A 17,625-nucleotide genomic window follows, 5' to 3' on the forward strand; every position below is an offset into this window, starting at 1 on the left:
CCGCCGGATCTGCCGACCGCGCCGCGCGGTCAATTCAATTCTGCCGGCCGCTTTCGCGGCCATTTAAACCTTCGAGCCGCTTTCGCGGCCTCAAACCTGCGAGCCGCTTTCGCGGCCTGGTCAAAACGGTTGAAAACCCGTTTCCTGAAGGCCGGTTTCCGGCCCACAGGAAAGAGGTTTCCTGTCATTCTCGCGTCCCGGACCGGGACCGGCGGGCAGGACGAGCCTGCCCGCCGAAACCCGCGGGTCTTACTTCAGGTCGACCTTGGCGCCGGCTCCCTCGAGCTGGGCCTTGATCTTCTCGGCGTCGGCCTTGGAAACGGCCTCCTTGACCGGCTTCGGCGCGCCTTCGACCAGGTCCTTGGCCTCCTTGAGGCCGAGGCCGGTGATCGCGCGCACTTCCTTGATCACGTTGATCTTCTGGGCGCCGGCATCGGTCAGGATGACGTCGAACTCGGTCTTCTCCTCGGCGGCCTCGGCCGGGGCGGCGGCACCACCGCCAGCGGCGGCGACGGCGACCGGAGCGGCGGCGGAGACGCCCCACTTCTCTTCGAGCAGCTTCGAAAGCTCGGCCGCCTCGAGGACGGTCAGGGCCGACAGGTCTTCAACGATCTTGGCAAGATCAGCCATTTTTCTATTCCTTCAAGAAGTTCAAACTGTGTTGTGTCGATTGGTAAGGTCAGCCGAGGAACAACCTCATGCCGCCTCGTCCTTCCGGGCATAGGCGCCGAAAACGCGGGCAAGATTTCCTGCCGGGGCGTTGACGACCGCAGCGATCCGGGTTGCCGGCGTCTGGATCATGCCGACGATCTTGGCCCTGAGCTCGTCCAGCGACGGCATGGTGGCAAGCGCCTTCACACCGTCCGCGTCGAGCACCGTCGAGCCCATCGCGCCACCGAGAATGACGAGCTTGTCATTCGCCTTGGCGAAATCGGCTGCGACCTTGGGAGCCGCGACCGGATCTTCCGCATAGGCGATCAGGGTCTGTCCTTTGAACAGATCCTTCATGCCTTCGGATTCCGTACCCTGAAGAGCGATAACGGCGAGGCGGTTCTTCGCGACCTTGACGGTGCCACCGGCGGCGCGCATCTTCGACCGAAGGTCGTTCATGTTCGCGACGGTAAGACCGGCATAGTGGGCCACGACCACCGAACCCGTGCTGTTGAACACGTCGTTCAGGCCCGTGACGAATTCGCGCTTTTCCGCTCTATCCACTGCCTATCTCCAGTTGACGGCCGCTCATGCGAACGGCCATCGGTTGCCTTTTGCCGCGCGGGACAGTTCCATGGGAATCGCCCGAACGACGCTCGAGGATCCTGTCCCCTTCCGCCACGCCGTCGGGATCGTCATCCCTTGAGCGCGCTGACAAAAGGCCAACACGGTTCGAACTTCCAAGCCGTATGCCCGTGAGCATCCGTATTGTCGGTTCGCACCCGTCTCATGCAGACCCGGAACGGATTAAGGCCGAAGGCCGCCTGCAATCTCGGACAGGATTGCCGGAAGCCTCACGGCTTTCGGCATCCGGCCCCCGCCACGGCGGGAACCGGAATTCTTGGATCACGCGCCTCAGGCGGCCGTGACGCTGGCGAGGTCGACCTTGAGGCCGGGGCCCATGGTCGAGGTGATCGCCACCTTCTTGACGTAGTTGCCCTTGGCGCCCGAGGGCTTGGCCTTGATGACGGCGTCCGTGAAGGCGCGCACGTTCTCTTCCAGCGCCGAGGCGTCGAACGAGACCTTGCCGACGCCGGCATGGACGATGCCGGCCTTCTCGACGCGGAACTCGACCGCGCCGCCCTTCGAAGCCTTGACGGCGGCGGCGACGTCGGCGGTCACGGTGCCGACCTTCGGGTTCGGCATCATGCCGCGCGGGCCGAGCACCTTGCCCAGACGGCCGACCAGCGGCATCAGGTCGGGCGTGGCGATGCAGCGGTCGAAGTTGATCTCGCCCTTCTGCACGACCTCGAGCAGGTCCTCCGCGCCGACGATGTCGGCACCGGCGGCCTTGGCTTCCTCAGCCTTGTCGCCGCGCGCGAACACGGCGACGCGCACGGTGCGGCCGGTGCCGTTCGGCAGGTTGACGACGCCGCGGACCATCTGGTCGGCGTGGCGCGGATCGACGCCGAGATTCATCGCGACCTCGATCGTCTCGTCGAACTTGGCCGACGCGCGATCCTTCAGGAAGGCGATGGCCTCGGCGAGGCTGTACTGCTTGTTGGGGTCGAGCCCCTCGCGCGACTTAGCAACGCGCTTTGCGATCTTCTTGGCCATCGTCTTCAGCCCACCACTTCCAGGCCCATCGAACGGGCAGAGCCTTCAACCATGCGGATGGCGGCCTCAACGTCGTTGGCGTTCAGGTCCTTCATCTTCGCTTCGGCGATCTCGCGCAGCTTGTCGCGCTGGATCGTGCCGGCCTTCGTCTTGCCTGGCTCCTTCGAGCCTGACTTCAGGTTGGCCGCCTTCTTCAGGAAGTAGGTCACCGGCGGCGTCTTCATGACGAAGGTGAACGACTTGTCCTGATAGTAGGTGATGACGACCGGGGTCGGCTGGCCCTTCTCCGTTTCCTGCGTGGCGGCGTTGAACGCCTTGCAGAATTCCATGATGTTGATGCCGCGCTGACCAAGCGCCGGGCCGATCGGGGGCGACGGCGTCGCCGAGCCCGCGGGCACCTGGAGCTTGAGCTGGCCTGCAATCTTCTTAGCCATTTGCTCTTCTGCCTCTTGTCTCTAGCCGGCCATCCCTTCGCGGGAAGCGGCCGGCGGTTGCAGTCGGTGGTGCGGATCGTCGCGGCCGGCTGAGCCGCCTGTCCTCCCACCATTCGACGCGGATGGACGGCAAGCCGCCACACACGCCCTTCCCGCCCGGCCGAACGGCGAGGCGGGAAACTTGGAGTCAGCCCTTCTCGACCTGACCGAATTCCAGATCGACCGGCACGGCGCGGCCGAAGATCGACACTTCGACCTTGAGGCGCGAGCGCTCGTCGTCGACTTCCTGCACCGTGCCGTTGAACGAGGCGAACGGGCCGTCGGACACGCGCACCGCCTCACCGATCTCGAAGGTCACGGACGGCTTCGGCCGCTCGACGCCTTCCTGGACCTGCTGCAGGATCTGCTGCGCCTCCTTCTCGGAGATCGGCACGGGCTTGGCCGTGCGCGGGTCCTCGCCGAGAAAGCCGGTGACGCGCGGGGTGTTCTTGACGAGGCTGATGACCTGGTCGGTCAGTTTGGCCTTGAGCAGAACGTAGCCCGGGAAGAACTTGCGCTCGGCGTCGACCTTCTTGCCGCGGCGGATCTCGACGACCTTCTCGGTCGGGACCACGATCTGCTCGATCTGGTCGGAAAGCCCCTTCTGGCGGGCCTTGTTCTCGATGTCCTCGGCAACCTTCTTCTCGAAATTCGAGTAGGCGTGGACGATGTACCACCGCGCAGTCATGTGCAGCATTCCCCGTAGTCGCGGCGTTAGCGGCCGATGCCGAGAATCAGTTCGATGGCGAAGGCCATCACCTGGTCGGACGCAAAGAAGAAGATCGCAGCGAGGCAGGCGAACGCCATCACCATCATCGTCGAAATCATGGTTTCGCGCCGCGTGGGCCACGTCACCTTCGCCGTCTCGCTGCGCACCTGCTGTAGGAAGACGAAGGGATTGGATGTCTTGGACGCCATCTGCCGCTCTTCTGGATTGCCCCGTGTTGCCCGGAGCCTTGAAATTTATGCATGAAACGGCTTCACGATTGCCGCGCATTCCACGCAGACACGCGAATCATCATGGGTTTCGAGTTATCTACAGCCATGCAATTCAGGCGCGTAAAGCCGAATCCCGGCCCCACGCGCCTCGCGTCCGAACCCTACATAGAGCCGAACGGCGGCTTATGCAAGAGCGTTGATGGAAGAAGACGCCGGCTGCAATCGTCGGGAAGAGAAGTGGCGTCGGAAAGAGGAGTGGCAGGGGCAGCAGGGCTCGAACCCGCGACCTGCGGTTTTGGAGACCGCCGCTCTACCAACTGAGCTATACCCCTGCACCGTTGGCGTGGGGCCTTCCTATTTCTTCTTTTGGCGCGGCGCAAGAGCGCATTCGCGGTTCAGCCCGGTGCCGGGCGCATTTTCGAACACGCAGCGCCGCTCCGGCGGCGTGCCGCAAATGCGCGCCAGCTCGCGAAAGCCGACGCAGCGCCCGTCGGGACCGCGATAGCCCGGCCCGCCGCGGCAGCCGCAGCCCCGGCAGGCGGGGCGCTCGGGACAGGACGCGCCGACGGACGAATCGTCCGTCGCCCGCACCTGTGCCGCCGCCGTTCCCGGCAGCGGCACAGCGAGCATCGCGGCAACCAGCATTCGCCCCCAAAGCCTGCCCATTCCCCATCATGGCCGATAAGCGGGCAAATGCAAAACGGGCGGCCGATGGGCCGCCCGTTCCGTTCGAAAGAGCCTTGCTCTTTTTATTCCGTGATGGATGCGACGATGCCGGCGCCGACGGTACGTCCGCCTTCACGGATGGCGAAGCGGAGCTTCTCCTCCATGGCGATCGGCACGATCAGGGTGACGTCGACCGTCACGTTGTCGCCCGGCATCACCATCTCCGTGCCTTCCGGCAGCGTCACGATGCCCGTCACGTCCGTCGTGCGGAAGTAGAACTGCGGACGGTAGTTGGTGAAGAACGGCGTGTGACGGCCACCCTCCTCCTTCGTCAGGATGTAGGCCTCGGCCTTGAACTTGGTGTGCGGCTTGACCGAGCCGGGCTTGGCCAGAACCTGGCCGCGCTCCACGCCCTCGCGGTCGACGCCGCGCAGCAGCGCGCCGATGTTGTCGCCCGCCTGGCCCTGGTCGAGCAGCTTGCGGAACATCTCGACGCCCGTGCAGGTCGTCTTCGTCGTCGGGCGGATGCCGACGATCTCGACTTCCTCGCCGACCTTGACGATGCCGCGCTCGACGCGACCCGTCACCACCGTGCCGCGGCCCGAGATCGAGAACACGTCCTCGATCGGCATCAGGAACGGCTGGTCGATCGGACGCTCCGGCGTCGGGATGTAGCGGTCGACCTCGGCCATCAGCTCGCGAACCGCGTCCTCGCCGATCTCCTTGTTCGAATCCTCGAGCGCGGCCAGCGCCGAACCCTTGACGATCGGAATGTCGTCGCCCGGGAACTCGTAGGACGACAGAAGCTCGCGAACCTCGAGCTCGACCAGCTCCAGAAGCTCCGCGTCGTCGACCTGGTCGACCTTGTTCAGGAACACCACGATCGCCGGAACGCCGACCTGGCGCGCCAGAAGAATGTGCTCGCGCGTCTGCGGCATCGGGCCGTCGGCCGCCGAAACCACCAGGATCGCGCCGTCCATCTGCGCCGCACCCGTGATCATGTTCTTCACATAGTCCGCGTGGCCCGGGCAGTCGACATGCGCGTAGTGCCGCGCTTCCGTCTCGTACTCGACATGCGACGTCGAGATCGTGATGCCGCGCGCCTTCTCCTCAGGCGCGTTGTCGATCTGGTCATACGCACGGAAATCACCGAAATACTTCGTGATCGCCGCCGTCAGCGACGTCTTCCCATGGTCAACGTGACCAATCGTGCCAATGTTAACGTGCGGCTTGTTACGCTCAAACTTACCCTTGGCCATCTGAATTCCCTTTGGCGCGTTGGATGCTTTGCATGCGGATGGCGCGCGCTTAGCGACTGGCGCCGTAAAAGACAAGCCTTTTGTCGCCCCGGGGGCGGAAAGGCGGCGGGCTCAGGAGGCCGATTGCGGCAGGATGAAAGGCACGTCCGTCGCCGGCAGCACGCCGACTTTCAGGCGGCATTCGAACACGCGGTGGAAGAGGTCGTCCGTGAAAACGTCCACGGGAGTGCCCGTGGCGGCCACCCTGCCCCGGCTCATCACCGTCACCTTGTCGGCGAACATCGACGTCAGGTTGAGGTCGTGCAGGATCGCCACCACGCCGCCGCCGCGCGCGGCGAAATCCTGCGCGATCTTCATGATGACGAGCTGGTGCTTGATGTCGAGGCTCGACACCGGCTCGTCGAGGAACAGCCAGCGCGGCTCGCCGTCGAGCACCGGCGCCCAGACCTGGCACAGCACGCGCGCGAGCTGGACGCGCTGCTGCTCGCCGCCGGAAAGCTCCTGATAGAAGCGGCCGGCGAAGCCTTCGAGGTCGACCCGCGCCAGCGCGCGCTCCGGCAGCCGCTCAGCCTCCCCGGCCAGCGCGCCGGAGCGGCCGCCGACGATGCCGAGTCGCACGATCTCGCGCACGGTGAAGGGAAAGGACAGCGAGGTCGCCTGCGGCAGGACGGCGCGCAAGGCAGCCGCCTGCCACGGCTTCAACTCGCGCATGTCGCGGCTGTTCAGCCGGATGGTGCCGGTCGACTTGAGGTCGCCCGAGAGTGCTTTCAGGAAGGTGGTCTTGCCGGAACCGTTGGGGCCGACGATGGCCGTCACCTCGCCCGGCTCCGCGACGAAATCGATGTCGTGCAGGATGCGCTTGGCACCGAGCGATACCGAAACCTTCTCCGCCTCGATCATCGTCCGCTCCCCTTACAGATCTAGGATGCCGCGCCGGCGCAGCAATATCCACAGGAAGAAGGGCGCGCCGACGGCGGCGGTGACGATGCCGATGGGGAGTTCCGCCGGGGCGACGATGGTGCGGCTGACCGCGTCGGCGAGAAGAAGCAGCGATGCGCCGAGGAGCGCCGAGGCGGGCAGAAGATAGCGGTGGTCCGGCCCGATCAGCAGGCGCAGGAGGTGCGGCACGACGATGCCGACGAAGCCGATGCCGCCCGAGACCGCGACCGACGCGCCGGTGGCGGCGGCGACCGAGACGATGGCGACGTTCTTGAACCGCTGGACCGGGATGCCGAGATGGTGGGCCGTCGCTTCTCCCAGCGCCATGGCGTTGAGCGAGCGCGCCATGAACGGGGCCGCGACCAGCGCCGCGAGGATGATCGGCCCGGCGGCGGCGATCTTCGACCATGTCGCGCCGGCCAGCGAGCCCAGCCCCCAGAAGGTCAGGTCGCGAAGCTGGCGGTCGTCGGCGATGTAGACGAGGACGCCGGAGAACGCCCCGGCCATCGCGCCGAGTGCGATGCCGGCGAGCAGCATGGTGGCGATGGAGGTGCGGCCGTGCCGGGTGGCGACGCGATAGAGCACCAGCGTCGTGCCGAGGCCGCCGAGAAAGGCAGCGAACGGCAGGGCATAGATGCCGAGAAGCGCCATCAGGGGCGCGAGTACGGTCGATCCGAGCACGATGACGATGATGGCGCCCAGCCCCGCGCCGGCGGAGACGCCGACGATGCCCGGGTCGGCGAGCGGATTGCGGAACAGGCCCTGCATGACCGCGCCCGAGACGGCGAGCGCCGCCCCGATCAGGATGCCGAGGACGACGCGCGGCAGGCGGATGTCATAGACGATGATGCGGTCGCGGGCGGAAAGCGCGGACTCGTCGGGCGAGAACCAGCCGGCGAGAACGTCCCACGCCGAGGCATCCGACGCACCGGTGGTCAGGCTGAACAGCGAAACGACGACCAGGGCGAGCGCGAGGACGCCGATAGCCGTGCGTGCGCGTGCCGAACGGTCACCGTCGAGGACGGGACCGTCCATGCGTTGCGCGCCGATCATCCGCAGCAGCATCTGCATCGCCGCACTCAGTGCGCGCCGATGGCGTCGCCATAGAGCGCGCCGGCGAGTTCGCGCGCGGCCGCTGCGGTGCGGGGACCGAAGCCGAGCAGGAACGCGCCGTCCATGCGCACGACCTTCTTGTTGGCGGCGGCGGGCGTCGCCGCGATCGCCGGATGGGCGAGAAGCTCGCCGGCCTGCGTCTGGTGGTCGCCGCCGCGATCCATGACGAGGATCACGTCGGGCGCGGCCTCGATCAGGGCCTCGTCGGAAAGCTGCTTGTAGCCGGAATAGCCGGTGACGGCGTTGACGCCGCCGGCCATGCCGATGATGCCGTCGGCGGCCGTGCCGGTGCCGGAGGCGAGCACGCGCCCGCCTTGCAGCGACAGCACGAACAGCACCTTCTTGCGGTCCTTGACGTCGGCGGTCAGCGCCCGGGCGGCGTCGATGTCGGCCGAGACTTCAGCCGCCAGCTTTTCCGCCCTGTCCGCGACGCCGAGCACGTCGCCGACGATCCCGATCTTCTGGACGATGCCCTCGCGGTCGAAGCGGTCCGGCACGGTAACGAGCGGAACGGAGGCCTTGCCGAGAACCTCGAGCGTTTCAGGCGGGCCGCTCCCCTCGAGCAGGATGATCACGCTCGGGTTGATCGACAGCACGCCTTCGGGCGACAGCGCCCGCATATAGCCGATGTCGGGCAATTCGTTGGCTTCCGCCGGGAAAACGCTCGTCGAGTCGCGGGCGACCAGATGCTCCTCCTCGCCCAGCGCATAGACGATTTCCGTCAGCGAGCCGCCGACCGAGACCACGCGCGAGGTGTCGTAGCCCTCGTCCCCGGCCCATGCGGCGCCGAGAAGCGAAAGGCCCGCGAACCCGGCCGCCGCCAGACCCGATGCGGCCGCGCGCAGCCATTTGCTGGAAGTCATGGTCTTTCCCGACGTCTCTGGCACTTCTACTTGTTCAGGATCAGCTTGCCCTGACGCGTGATCTTGAGCCGGTACATCGATCCCGAATGCTCAATACCAATCTCGTGGGTGCCGCGGAAGAGCGATTCGCTCGTCACCACCCGCACGGTGCGCTCCTGGGGGCGCGGCGTGTACTCGCGCACCGCATCGGTGGGCGAGGAGCGGCGGAAGGACGCATGGGAGAAGGGAGTGTAGCTGTTCACAGTACCGTTCCTTTCGTTGTCCGGTCGTGCATGCCTTGGTGGTGCTAGAATGGCTGGCTGGAGGCCCGTCCAATTTCTTGACACTAATTATCAGGTTTAAGCGGAAGCGCAATACCGGAGTCGATCGGACAACATTTGTTTTCGACGGATGCGACAATGGCGGCGCCCCTGCCCGCGCGCCGGAACGGCCATCATCCGGGCGCGCGATGCGGGCCACGGTTATCGTTTACAAAGCGCGCGGCCGGACATAAGAGAGCTTTCGATAAACCTGTGAGAAATACTCTACTATTCGACCCGGCCGGCAGAGGGCCGGACAGGGTGTCGCCCGCGGCGGCGCAAAATCGACGGACCGGAGGCAAGGACCATGCTTCAGACATTCTCCCGCCAGCTTCTTCTCGGCACCGGCATCGCGGCCGCGGCCATCGCGCCCTTCGGCGTGCATGCGCAGGAGGCGGCGCAGGACGCCGTCCTCACAGTCGAGCTGAACGCGCTCCAGCCGAGCGACCGCGGCTGCCGCTTCACCTTCATCGCCACCAACGGGCTCGGCAGCGAGTTGACCAAGGCCGCGTTCGAGCTCGTCCTGTTCGACACCGAAGGCAAGGTCAGCCGGCTGACCGTGGTCGATTTCAAGGACCTGCCGCAGGGCAAGACCAAGGTGCGCCAGTTCGACTTCTCCGGCATCGACTGCACCAAGGTCGGCCGCGTCCTCATCAACGACAGCACCGAATGTGCCGGGCCCGCCATCGAGCCGAAGGCCTGCATCGAGCAACTGAAGCCGCAGACCCGCACGCAGGTCGTGTTCGGCGTCTAGATCACCGTCAACACTCCCTATCGAACGCATGAAAGGAAGACCGCCATGTTCATAGCCATGAACCGCTTCAAGGTGAAAAACGGCTCGGAAGAGGAATTCGAGGCCATCTGGAAGGGGCGCGATTCGAAGCTGCCCGAAATGAAGGGGTTCCGCGAGTTCCAGCTCCTGCGCGGCCCGGTCAACGAGGACGAGGGCTACACCCTCTTCGCCTCGCACACCGTCTGGGAGACCAAGGACGATTTCGAGGCGTGGACGAAGTCGCAGAATTTTCGCGATGCGCACAGGAACGCCGGCGGCGGCCGCGCGGTCACCTATATGGGCCATCCCCAGTTCGAGGGCTTTTCGGTGGTGCAGGGGGCGTAAGCCTTTCCGCCATCTTCCCGCGTCGAGGCCCGGCATCCGCCGGGCCTTTGCTTTTTCAGAGTGCGGGAATGTCTCCCCTCGCCCAGCCTTCCGTTATCGCGGCGGCGCGCTCAGTGAAGCGGCCGGCCTCGATGGCGGCGCGGATGTCGGCCATCAGGCTCTGGTAATAGGCGAGGTTGTTCCAGGTCAGCAGCATCGCGCCCAGCGCCTCGCCGGAGCGGACGAGGTGGTGGAGATAGGCGCGCGAATAATCACGGGCTGCCGGGCAGTCGCTTTCAGCGTCGAGCGGGCGCGGGTCGTCGGCGTGGCGGGCGTTGCGCAGATTGACCTTGCCGCGCCGGGTGAAGGCGAGGCCGTGGCGGCCGGCGCGCGTCGGCATCACGCAGTCGAACATGTCGATGCCGCGCGCGACCGACTTCAGGATGTCGTCGGGCGTGCCGACGCCCATCAGGTAGCGTGGCTTGTCCTCGGGCAGTACGGGGCACGTCGCCTCCAGCATGGCGAGCATCACCGCCTGCGGCTCGCCGACGGCCAGCCCGCCGACGGCGTAGCCCTTCAAATCCATCGCCGTCAGCGCCTCGGCCGAGCGTCGGCGCAAGGCGGCATCGTCGCCGCCCTGGACGATGCCGAACATCGCCTTGCCCGGCTGGTCGCCGAAGGCGGCCTTGCAGCGCTCGGCCCAGCGCAGCGACAGCTCCATCGCCCGCTCGATCTCCTTCGGCTTCGCCGGCAGCGCCACGCATTCGTCGAGCTGCATCTGGATGTCGGAATTAAGCAGACCCTGGATCTCGATCGAGCGTTCCGGCGTCATCTCGTATTTCGCGCCGTCGATATGCGAGCGGAAGGTGACGCCGCTCTCGTTCAGCTTGCGCAGCTGCGCCAGCGACATCACTTGGAAGCCGCCGGAATCGGTGAGGATCGGCCACGGCCAGCGGGCGAAGTCGTGCAGGCCCCCGAGCCGCGCCACGCGCTCCGCCCCGGGGCGCAGCATCAGGTGGTAGGTGTTGCCGAGGATGATGTCGGCGCCGGCCTCGCGCACCTGGTCCATATACATGGCCTTGACCGTGCCGCCGGTGCCGACCGGCATGAAGGCCGGCGTGCGGATCGTGCCGCGCGGCATCGAGACCTCGCCACGCCTTGCATCGCCATCGGTGGCGAGGATGCGGAAGGAGAACGTCTCGCTCATGCCTCGCTCCGGTAAAGCAGGCTGGCGTCGCCGTAGGAATAGAAGCGGTAGCCGCCGGCAATCGCATGGGCATAGGCCGCGCGCATCGTCTCCAGCCCGCAAAAGGCCGACACCAGCATGAACAGCGTCGAGCGCGGCAGGTGGAAATTGGTCATCAGCATGTCGGCGGTGCGGAAGCGGTAGCCCGGCGTGATGAAGATCTCGGTCGCGCCCGACCATGCATGCAACGTCCCGTCCTCGCCGGCGGCGCTTTCCATCAATCGAAGCGAGGTGGTACCGACAGAGACGATGCGCCCGCCCCGCGCCTTGACCGCGTTGAGCGCGGCGGCGGTCGCGGCCGGCACATGGCCGATCTCGGCATGCATGCGGTGATCGTCCGTGTCGTCGGCCTTGACCGGCAGGAAGGTGCCGGCGCCGACATGCAGCGTCACGAAATGGCGCTCGATGCCGGCGGCGTCGAGCGCGGCGAACAGCTCCGGCGTGAAGTGGAGGCCTGCGGTGGGCGCGGCGACCGCGCCCTCGTCGCGGGCATAGATCGTCTGGTAGTCGGTCAGGTCGCGCGCGTCCTCCGCGCGCTTTGCGGCGATATAGGGCGGCAGCGGCACATGGCCGACCGCATGCAGCGCCTCGTCGAGCGCTGGCCCGGCGAGGTCGAAGGCGAACGTCACCTCGCCCGCCTCGCCCTTCTCGACCACGGTGGCGTCGAGCGAGCCGGCGAGGCAGGCATTGCCGGCACCGCCGAACTGGACGCGGTCGCCTTCGGCAAGGCGCTTGGCCGGGCGCACGAACGCCTTCCAGCGGTCGGCACCGATCCGCATGTGCAGCGTGGCGTCGACCTGCGCCACAGCGTCGCCGCGCTGGCGCAGGCCGGTCAGCTGGGCGGGAATGACCCTGGTGTCGTTGAAGACGAGCGCGTCGCCGGGGTTGAGCAGGCCGGGAAGATCGCGCACCACGCGGTCCTCAAGCGCTTCTCCCGGCCTGACGAGAAGCAGCCTTGCCGCGTCGCGCGGTTCGGCCGGGCGCAGCGCGATCCGGTCCTCCGGCAGGTCGAAATCGAACAGGTCGACGCGCATCAGGAAAACCGGATCAGCAACGCGCCGACGAGCAGCAGGACCGCGCCGGTGACGCGGCCGAGCGTGATCTCGCGCACCGCCATCCCCAGGAAGCCGATCCTGTCGAGCAGCATGCCGGCCATGAGCTGGCCTGCGACGACGAAGGCCATGGTCGCGGCCGCGCCGACGCGCGGGATCAGGATGATGTTGCTGGTGACGAACGCGGCGCCCAACGCGCCTCCGACGACGAACAGCCACGGCGCGGGCGCGCGCCAGTTGAGGGAAACGCCCTGGAACTGCGTGACGGTGGCTGTGACGACGGCGAGGATGATCGCGCCGGAAAGGAAGGAGGCCGCCGCGGCGGCCACCGGCAGGCCGAGCCCCCTGCTCAGCTCGGCATTGATCGGGGCCTGCGTGGCGACGCACGCGCCGGCGAGAATGCCGAGCAACGGCCAGAACAGCCCCGCCATCGTCGCCCCTCGCCCCGGCCCGTCAGACGTCGGCGGCGACGCGCATGGTGACGATCGAGTCGGGATCGCGCACCGGCTCGCCGCGCTTGATCTTGTCGATGTTCTCCATGCCCTCGACGACCTGGCCCCAGACCGAATACTGCCGGTTCAGCCACGGCGAGTCCTCGAAGCAGATGAAGAACTGCGAGTTGGCGGAGTTCGGGTTCTGCGAGCGCGCCATCGAGCAGGTGCCGCGCACATGGCTCATGTTGGAGAACTCGGCCTTCAGGTCCGGCTTGTCGGAGCCGCCCATGCCGGTGCCCGTCGGGTCGCCGGTCTGGGCCATGAAGCCGTCGATGACACGGTGGAAGACGATGCCGTCATAGAAGTTCTCGCGCGCCAGTTCCTTGATGCGCGCGACATGGCCGGGGGCGAGATCGGGCAGAAGCTCGATCACCACCCTGCCCTTGGTGGTCTCCATGATGACGGTGTTCTCGGGGTCCTTGATCTCGGCCATGTCTGTTTCCTTTTGTCTCAATTGTCGGCGGCGATGCGCGCCGAGACGATGCGGTCGGGCTCGGCGACGACGCCGTTCTGGCGCTGGTCGCCGCGCTTGATCCGGTCGACCGCGTCCATGCCGCTCTCGACGACGCCGACGACGGTGTACTGGCCTTCCAGATGCGGCGCGGGGGAGAACATGATGAAGAACTGCGAGTTGGCCGAGTCGGGGCTCTGCGAGCGCGCCATGCCGACCGCGCCGCGCACGAACTTCTCCCTCGAGAACTCGGCCGGCAGGTCGCCGAGCGAGGAGCCGCCGGTGCCGACGCGCCGCGCGTCGAAGCCGTCCTCGAGGTCGCCGTACTGGACGTCGCCGGTCTGGGCCATGAAGCCGTCGATGACGCGGTGGAAGGCGACGTTGTCGTATTCGCCGCCGCGCACCAGCGCCTTGATCTGCTCGACATGCTTAGGCGCCACCTCCGGCTTCAGCGCGATGACGACGTCGCCGTCCTTGAGCTTGAGGATCAGCGTGTTCTCCGGCTCGGCAGCGAGCGCGGCGGAGCCTGCCAGCACGCCGGCGGCAAGGATGGCAGCGGGAATAATTGACGAGGCGAGCCTCACAAGACGCATAAGGAATTCTCCCGGTTTCAGGACTTGAACTTCGCTTCCAGCGCAACCGCGACGTTGGCCGGCACGAAGGGCCGCACATTGCCGCCCATCGCCGCAATCTGGCGCACGAGTGTGGCGGTAATCGTGCGCACGGAGGGGCTGGCCGGCAGGAACACGGTCTGGAGCTGCGGGGCCATGGTCTCGTTCATGCCGGCCATCTGCATCTCGTAGTCGAGATCGGTGCCGTCGCGCAGGCCGCGGATCAGGATCGAGGCGCCGTGCTGCGGCGCGATGTCGACCAGGAGGCCGCTGAACGAGACGATGCGCAAGCGGCCGGAGTCGTCGCCCATCTCCTCGCGCGCGGCGCCCTCGATCAGCGCGACGCGCTCCTCGAACGAGAACAGCGGCTGCTTCGAGGCCTGAACGCCGATACCGATGACGATCTCGTCGGCGATGGCGAGCGAGCCCTTCAGCACGTCGAGATGGCCGTTGGTGAGCGGGTCGAACGACCCCGCATAGAAGGCGATGCGCTTTGTCATGGTTGGGCTCTATAGCATGTCGCCCGAAAGTGGGAACCGTTTTCGGCGGCAGGGCCGAACAAACGGGCCAAACTGCCCGATGCGCGGCGTCCGGCGAAAAATTTCCACATCCTGAACATGAACGGGACGGCGGCGGCCCGGCTCCGGATGATCCCGCCTAAGCCATTGAAATTGCAGCGATGGAGGCCGCTTATGGTGAACGCCAGATGAACGGGGCCATCAGCAACGGTTAATAGCTGGCGTGTATAACTGAAGCCAAGATGAAACGAAACGGCGTTTCGCCCGTTTCTGGAAAACGAAGGAGGCTCGACGATGATGATCTACATGCTCGCCGCAGTCATGACGCTGGCAATGCTGATCGCCACCGCCTTCGCTCTTCACAGCGAGGCGCAAGCCGCACGCCTGGAAGCCAGGCGGCAAGCGGCCGGCGGCAACCGTTTCGGCTGATTAACCCTCTACCTCCGGCGGCGCGGACGGCGCACCCTGCACGTCGTCCGCGCCGTTTTCTTCTTCCTCGTCATTCGGCTCGGAAATTCGCTCGACGGAAACGACCTTTTCGCCTTCAGCCGTATTGAAGACGGTGACACCCTTGGCGGTGCGGCTGGCGAAGCGAATATTGTGCACCGGAACGCGGATCACCTGCCCGCCATCAGAAACCAGCATGATCTGGTCGCCGTCCTCCACCGGGAACGCCGCGACGAGGCTTCCGATCTCCGTTGCTTTTGAGACATCGGTGGCGCGAATGCCCTTGCCGCCGCGGCCGATCACTCGGAAATCATACGACGATGAGCGCTTGCCATAGCCGTATTCAGTCACGGTCAGCACGAACTGCTCGCGTTCCTTCAGGAAGGCATAGCGTTCCTCGCTCAGTTCCATGTCCTCGCCGACCTCCTCGTTGGTCAGCGTGACCTCGTCCTCGCCGTCTCCAGCTTCGCTCAGCGCGGTGCGACGTTCCGCGATCGACCGCTTGAGATAAGTGGAACGCTCGCCCGGCGAAGCCTCGACATGGCCGAGAATGGTCATGGAGATAGCGCGATCGCCCTCGCCCAGCGAAATGCCGCGAACGCCCTGAGACGAGCGACCGGCGAAGACGCGGACATCCGAAACGGGGAAGCGGATGCACTGGCCGCTCGATGCGGTGAGCAGAACATCGTCATTGTCGGTGCAGGTCTCGACGGCAAGGATGGCATCGCCTTCCTCGTCGAACTTCATCGCGATTTTGCCATTGCGCTTTACATCGGCAAAGTCGGAAAGCTTGTTGCGCCGAACCGTGCCGCGCGTGGTGGCGAACATGACGTCGAGACGGTCCCATTCCGACTCGTCCGGCAGCGGCAGGATGGCGGTGATGCGGTCGCCCTCCTCCAGCGGCAGCATGTTGCGCAGGAACTTTCCGCGCGACTGGGGCGTGCCGACCGGAAGCCGCCAGACCTTCTCCTTGTAGACGATGCCGCGCGAGGAGAAGAACAGGATCGGCGTGTGCGTGTTGGCGACGAACAGGCGGGTGACGAAATCGTCGTCCTTGGTCGACATGCCGGAGCGGCCCTTGCCGCCGCGGGCCTGCGCCCGGTAGATCGAGAGCGGCACGCGCTTGATGTAGCCCTCGTGGGTGACGGTGACGACCATGTCCTCGCGCTGGATCAGGTCCTCGTCGTCCATGTCGGCGCCGCCGTCGGCGAGCTCCGTGCGGCGCGGCGTGCCGAACTCGTCGCGCACGGCGACCAGCTCGTCCTTGACGATGCCCTGGATGCGGGCACGCGAGGACAGGATGTCGAGATAGTCGGAGATCTCCAGCCCGATCTTGTTCAATTCGTCGGCGATCTCGTCGCGGCCGAGCGCGGTCAGGCGCTGGAGGCGCAATTCGAGGATGGCGCGGGCCTGCTCCTCGGACAGGTTGTAGGTGCCGTCCTCGTTGATGCGGTGGCGCGGATCGTCGATCAGGCGGATCAGCGCCTCGACGTCCGAGGCCGGCCAGCGCCGCTCCATCAGCTGCTCGCGCGCCGTCTGCGGGTCGGGCGCCCGGCGGATCAGGCGGATCACCTCGTCGATGTTGGCGACGGCGATGGCGAGGCCGACCAGCACGTGGGCGCGCTCGCGCGCCTTGCGCAGCAGGTATTTCGTGCGGCGGCTGATCACCTCCTCGCGGAAGGCGACGAAGGCGCGCAGCATGTCGAGCAGCGTCATCAATTCGGGCTTGCCGCCGTTCAGCGCCACCATGTTGGCGCCGAACGAGGTCTGCAGCGGCGTGTAGCGGTAGAGCTGGTTGAGGATCACCTCGGCATTGGCGTCGCGCTTCAGCTCGACGACGACGCGATAGCCCTGCCGGTCGCTCTCGTCGCGGATGTCGGAGATGCCCTCGATGCGCTTGTCGCGCACCAGCTCGGCCATCTTCTCGATCATCGACGCCTTGTTCACCTGATAGGGAACCTCGGTGACGACGATGGCCTCGCGGTCGTTGCGGATTTCCTCGAAATGCACGCGCCCGCGCATGAGGATCGAGCCGCGTCCGGTCGAATAGGCCGAATAGATGCCTGAGCGGCCGAGCACGATGCCGCCGGTCGGGAAATCGGGGCCCGGGATGATCTCCATCAGCTCGGGCAGGTCGATGGCCGGGTTGTCGATCAGCGCGATCGCGCCGTCGATGACCTCGCCGAGATTGTGCGGCGGGATGTTGGTCGCCATGCCGACGGCGATGCCGCCCGAGCCGTTGACGAGAAGGTTCGGGAAGCGCGCCGGCAGCACCTTCGGCTCGCTGTCCGAGCCGTCGTAGTTCTCCTGGAAATCGACCGTGTCCTTGTCGATGTCCTCGAGGATCTCGTGGGCGACCTTGGTCAGCCGCGCCTCGGTGTAGCGCATCGCCGCCGGGGGATCGCCGTCGATGGAGCCGAAATTGCCCTGCCCGTCGATCAGCGGCACCCGCATCGACCAGTCCTGCGCCATGCGCACCAGGGCGTCGTAGATCGAGGCGTCGCCATGGGGATGGTACTTACCCATCACGTCCGAGACCGGACGCGCCGCCTTCACATATTTGCGGTTCCAGTGATAGCCGCTCTCGTGCGAGGCGTAGAGGATGCGGCGGTGGACCGGCTTCAGGCCGTCGCGCACGTCGGGCAGCGCGCGGGCCACGATCACGCTCATGGCGTAATCGAGATAGGATCGCTGCATCTCCTCGACTATGGAGATGGGTTCGATACCTTCGGGCATGTCCTGCGGCCCGCGCGGCGTGGTCTGGTCAGTCAATGGTGATCACGTTTCTGCTGGGAATCATTCACCCCTTATATAGGAACCGGGCCCGGTTTTCCAAATCGGCAACCTCATTATCCAGTGCCATTTTCCTTCGTTCTTTCAATGTGTTATAC

22 protein-coding genes and 1 tRNA gene are annotated in these 17,625 nt (G+C 66.1%); 3 read left to right on the plus strand and 20 right to left on the minus strand.

All coding sequences use genetic code 11. The features are described from left to right. Positions 1–249 precede the first annotated feature (249 nt). From rplL to hemP, 13 genes are all read right to left on the minus strand, one after another. Complete coding sequence (rplL, locus tag M9945_RS22000) at positions 250–630, minus strand: 50S ribosomal protein L7/L12 (RefSeq protein ID WP_367931384.1); 381 nt, start codon at positions 628–630, stop codon at positions 250–252. A gap of 66 nt (positions 631–696) precedes the next feature. After that, entirely contained in the window at positions 697–1,215 is a 519-nt protein-coding gene (gene rplJ / locus M9945_RS22005) for a 50S ribosomal protein L10 (RefSeq protein WP_367931383.1), read from the minus strand. 351 nt (positions 1,216–1,566) lie between these two features. Continuing rightward, positions 1,567–2,268, minus strand: coding sequence for a 50S ribosomal protein L1 (rplA, locus tag M9945_RS22010; RefSeq protein ID WP_367931382.1), 702 nt, complete (start codon positions 2,266–2,268; stop codon positions 1,567–1,569). Positions 2,269–2,273: 5 nt separating this feature from the next. After that, a complete protein-coding gene (gene rplK, locus M9945_RS22015) occupies positions 2,274–2,702 on the minus strand; it encodes a 50S ribosomal protein L11 (protein ID WP_367931381.1) in 429 nt (142 codons plus the stop codon). Positions 2,703–2,889: 187 nt separating this feature from the next. Continuing rightward, positions 2,890–3,429: a transcription termination/antitermination protein NusG gene (nusG, locus tag M9945_RS22020; RefSeq protein ID WP_367946251.1), complete on the minus strand. Its 540-nt coding sequence runs from the start codon at positions 3,427–3,429 to the stop codon at positions 2,890–2,892. Between the two features lie 26 nt (positions 3,430–3,455). Beyond that, entirely contained in the window at positions 3,456–3,659 is a 204-nt protein-coding gene (gene secE, locus M9945_RS22025) for a preprotein translocase subunit SecE (protein ID WP_367931379.1), read from the minus strand. Between the two features lie 277 nt (positions 3,660–3,936). Further along, positions 3,937–4,012 (minus strand) — tRNA-Trp (locus M9945_RS22030). A 22-nt stretch (positions 4,013–4,034) separates the two neighbouring features. Beyond that, entirely contained in the window at positions 4,035–4,325 is a 291-nt protein-coding gene (locus tag M9945_RS22035; protein ID WP_367946252.1) for a hypothetical protein, read from the minus strand. Positions 4,326–4,429: 104 nt separating this feature from the next. Then, positions 4,430–5,605 (minus strand): elongation factor Tu, encoded by a 1,176-nt coding sequence (gene tuf / locus M9945_RS22040; protein ID WP_367946253.1) that lies wholly within the window; start codon positions 5,603–5,605, stop codon positions 4,430–4,432. Between the two features lie 111 nt (positions 5,606–5,716). Beyond that, positions 5,717–6,505 carry a heme ABC transporter ATP-binding protein gene (locus M9945_RS22045; protein ID WP_367946254.1) on the minus strand — a complete coding sequence of 263 codons (789 nt, stop codon included), beginning with the start codon at positions 6,503–6,505 and terminating at the stop codon, positions 5,717–5,719. 12 nt (positions 6,506–6,517) lie between these two features. Further along, the gene (locus tag M9945_RS22050) at positions 6,518–7,609 is read right to left on the minus strand and encodes a FecCD family ABC transporter permease (RefSeq protein ID WP_367946323.1); all 1,092 of its coding nucleotides are present in this window, start codon (positions 7,607–7,609) and stop codon (positions 6,518–6,520) included. A gap of 14 nt (positions 7,610–7,623) precedes the next feature. Beyond that, a complete protein-coding gene (locus M9945_RS22055) occupies positions 7,624–8,520 on the minus strand; it encodes a hemin ABC transporter substrate-binding protein (protein ID WP_367946255.1) in 897 nt (298 codons plus the stop codon). 26 nt (positions 8,521–8,546) lie between these two features. After that, positions 8,547–8,702 (minus strand): hemin uptake protein HemP, encoded by a 156-nt coding sequence (gene hemP / locus M9945_RS22060; RefSeq protein ID WP_367931460.1) that lies wholly within the window; start codon positions 8,700–8,702, stop codon positions 8,547–8,549. A 424-nt stretch (positions 8,703–9,126) separates the two neighbouring features. Here hemP and M9945_RS22065 point away from each other — a divergent pair, with 424 nt between their 5' ends. Both M9945_RS22065 and M9945_RS22070 read left to right on the plus strand, forming a co-directional pair. Then, positions 9,127–9,573 carry a hypothetical protein gene (locus M9945_RS22065; RefSeq protein WP_367946256.1) on the plus strand — a complete coding sequence of 149 codons (447 nt, stop codon included), beginning with the start codon at positions 9,127–9,129 and terminating at the stop codon, positions 9,571–9,573. 45 nt (positions 9,574–9,618) lie between these two features. Then, entirely contained in the window at positions 9,619–9,936 is a 318-nt protein-coding gene (locus M9945_RS22070; RefSeq protein ID WP_367931446.1) for an antibiotic biosynthesis monooxygenase, read from the plus strand. Positions 9,937–9,991: 55 nt separating this feature from the next. On the opposite strand, the gene tgt is transcribed toward M9945_RS22070, so the two are convergent. Genes tgt through coaD form a run of 6 tightly spaced genes read right to left on the minus strand, consistent with a single transcriptional unit; the run spans position 9,992 to position 14,269 of the window. Further along, positions 9,992–11,122 carry a tRNA guanosine(34) transglycosylase Tgt gene (gene tgt / locus M9945_RS22075; RefSeq protein ID WP_367946257.1) on the minus strand — a complete coding sequence of 377 codons (1,131 nt, stop codon included), beginning with the start codon at positions 11,120–11,122 and terminating at the stop codon, positions 9,992–9,994. After that, entirely contained in the window at positions 11,119–12,195 is a 1,077-nt protein-coding gene (gene queA / locus M9945_RS22080) for a tRNA preQ1(34) S-adenosylmethionine ribosyltransferase-isomerase QueA (protein WP_367946258.1), read from the minus strand. Before queA ends, tgt begins: the two co-directional genes overlap by 4 nt. Further along, complete coding sequence (locus tag M9945_RS22085) at positions 12,195–12,644, minus strand: DMT family transporter (RefSeq protein ID WP_367946259.1); 450 nt, start codon at positions 12,642–12,644, stop codon at positions 12,195–12,197. The genes queA and M9945_RS22085 overlap by 1 nt, the downstream gene beginning before the upstream one ends. 22 nt (positions 12,645–12,666) lie before the next feature. Further along, positions 12,667–13,140, minus strand: a complete 474-nt coding sequence (locus M9945_RS22090) for a peptidylprolyl isomerase (protein ID WP_367946260.1) — start codon at positions 13,138–13,140, stop codon at positions 12,667–12,669. A gap of 17 nt (positions 13,141–13,157) precedes the next feature. After that, on the minus strand, positions 13,158–13,751 hold the full coding sequence (locus M9945_RS22095) for a peptidylprolyl isomerase (protein WP_367946261.1): 594 nt from the start codon (positions 13,749–13,751) through the stop codon (positions 13,158–13,160). Positions 13,752–13,768: 17 nt separating this feature from the next. Next, positions 13,769–14,269 carry a pantetheine-phosphate adenylyltransferase gene (gene coaD / locus M9945_RS22100; protein WP_367931452.1) on the minus strand — a complete coding sequence of 167 codons (501 nt, stop codon included), beginning with the start codon at positions 14,267–14,269 and terminating at the stop codon, positions 13,769–13,771. 312 nt (positions 14,270–14,581) lie between these two features. Between coaD and M9945_RS22105 the strand changes: the two genes are divergently transcribed. Further along, positions 14,582–14,716, plus strand: a complete 135-nt coding sequence (locus M9945_RS22105; protein ID WP_367931453.1) for a hypothetical protein — start codon at positions 14,582–14,584, stop codon at positions 14,714–14,716. Here the strand turns inward: M9945_RS22105 and gyrA are convergent, their stop codons facing one another. Beyond that, positions 14,717–17,470, minus strand: a complete 2,754-nt coding sequence (gene gyrA / locus M9945_RS22110; protein WP_367931461.1) for a DNA gyrase subunit A — start codon at positions 17,468–17,470, stop codon at positions 14,717–14,719. Positions 17,471–17,625: the final 155 nt, after the last annotated feature.

The organism is Aquamicrobium sp., from assembly GCF_023954335.1.
Lineage (GTDB): Bacteria > Pseudomonadota > Alphaproteobacteria > Rhizobiales > Rhizobiaceae > Aerobium.

Coding starts and splice junctions, on each gene's coding strand:
- rplA (WP_367931382.1), bottom strand. CDS start 2,268: ATGGCCAAGAAGATCGCAAAGCGCGTTGCTAAGTCGCGCGAGGGGCTC.
- M9945_RS22090 (WP_367946260.1), bottom strand. CDS start 13,140: ATGGCCGAGATCAAGGACCCCGAGAACACCGTCATCATGGAGACCACC.
- M9945_RS22070 (WP_367931446.1), top strand. CDS start 9,619: ATGTTCATAGCCATGAACCGCTTCAAGGTGAAAAACGGCTCGGAAGAG.
- rplL (WP_367931384.1), bottom strand. CDS start 630: ATGGCTGATCTTGCCAAGATCGTTGAAGACCTGTCGGCCCTGACCGTC.
- M9945_RS22065 (WP_367946256.1), top strand. CDS start 9,127: ATGCTTCAGACATTCTCCCGCCAGCTTCTTCTCGGCACCGGCATCGCG.
- M9945_RS22035 (WP_367946252.1), bottom strand. CDS start 4,325: ATGCTGGTTGCCGCGATGCTCGCTGTGCCGCTGCCGGGAACGGCGGCG.
- tuf (WP_367946253.1), bottom strand. CDS start 5,605: ATGGCCAAGGGTAAGTTTGAGCGTAACAAGCCGCACGTTAACATTGGC.
- M9945_RS22105 (WP_367931453.1), top strand. CDS start 14,582: ATGATGATCTACATGCTCGCCGCAGTCATGACGCTGGCAATGCTGATC.
- M9945_RS22045 (WP_367946254.1), bottom strand. CDS start 6,505: ATGATCGAGGCGGAGAAGGTTTCGGTATCGCTCGGTGCCAAGCGCATC.
- gyrA (WP_367931461.1), bottom strand. CDS start 17,470: ATGCCCGAAGGTATCGAACCCATCTCCATAGTCGAGGAGATGCAGCGA.
- nusG (WP_367946251.1), bottom strand. CDS start 3,429: ATGACTGCGCGGTGGTACATCGTCCACGCCTACTCGAATTTCGAGAAG.
- tgt (WP_367946257.1), bottom strand. CDS start 11,122: ATGAGCGAGACGTTCTCCTTCCGCATCCTCGCCACCGATGGCGATGCA.
- M9945_RS22055 (WP_367946255.1), bottom strand. CDS start 8,520: ATGACTTCCAGCAAATGGCTGCGCGCGGCCGCATCGGGTCTGGCGGCG.
- rplK (WP_367931381.1), bottom strand. CDS start 2,702: ATGGCTAAGAAGATTGCAGGCCAGCTCAAGCTCCAGGTGCCCGCGGGC.
- M9945_RS22085 (WP_367946259.1), bottom strand. CDS start 12,644: ATGGCGGGGCTGTTCTGGCCGTTGCTCGGCATTCTCGCCGGCGCGTGC.
- queA (WP_367946258.1), bottom strand. CDS start 12,195: ATGCGCGTCGACCTGTTCGATTTCGACCTGCCGGAGGACCGGATCGCG.
- M9945_RS22095 (WP_367946261.1), bottom strand. CDS start 13,751: ATGCGTCTTGTGAGGCTCGCCTCGTCAATTATTCCCGCTGCCATCCTT.
- coaD (WP_367931452.1), bottom strand. CDS start 14,269: ATGACAAAGCGCATCGCCTTCTATGCGGGGTCGTTCGACCCGCTCACC.
- M9945_RS22050 (WP_367946323.1), bottom strand. CDS start 7,609: ATGCTGCTGCGGATGATCGGCGCGCAACGCATGGACGGTCCCGTCCTC.
- secE (WP_367931379.1), bottom strand. CDS start 3,659: ATGGCGTCCAAGACATCCAATCCCTTCGTCTTCCTACAGCAGGTGCGC.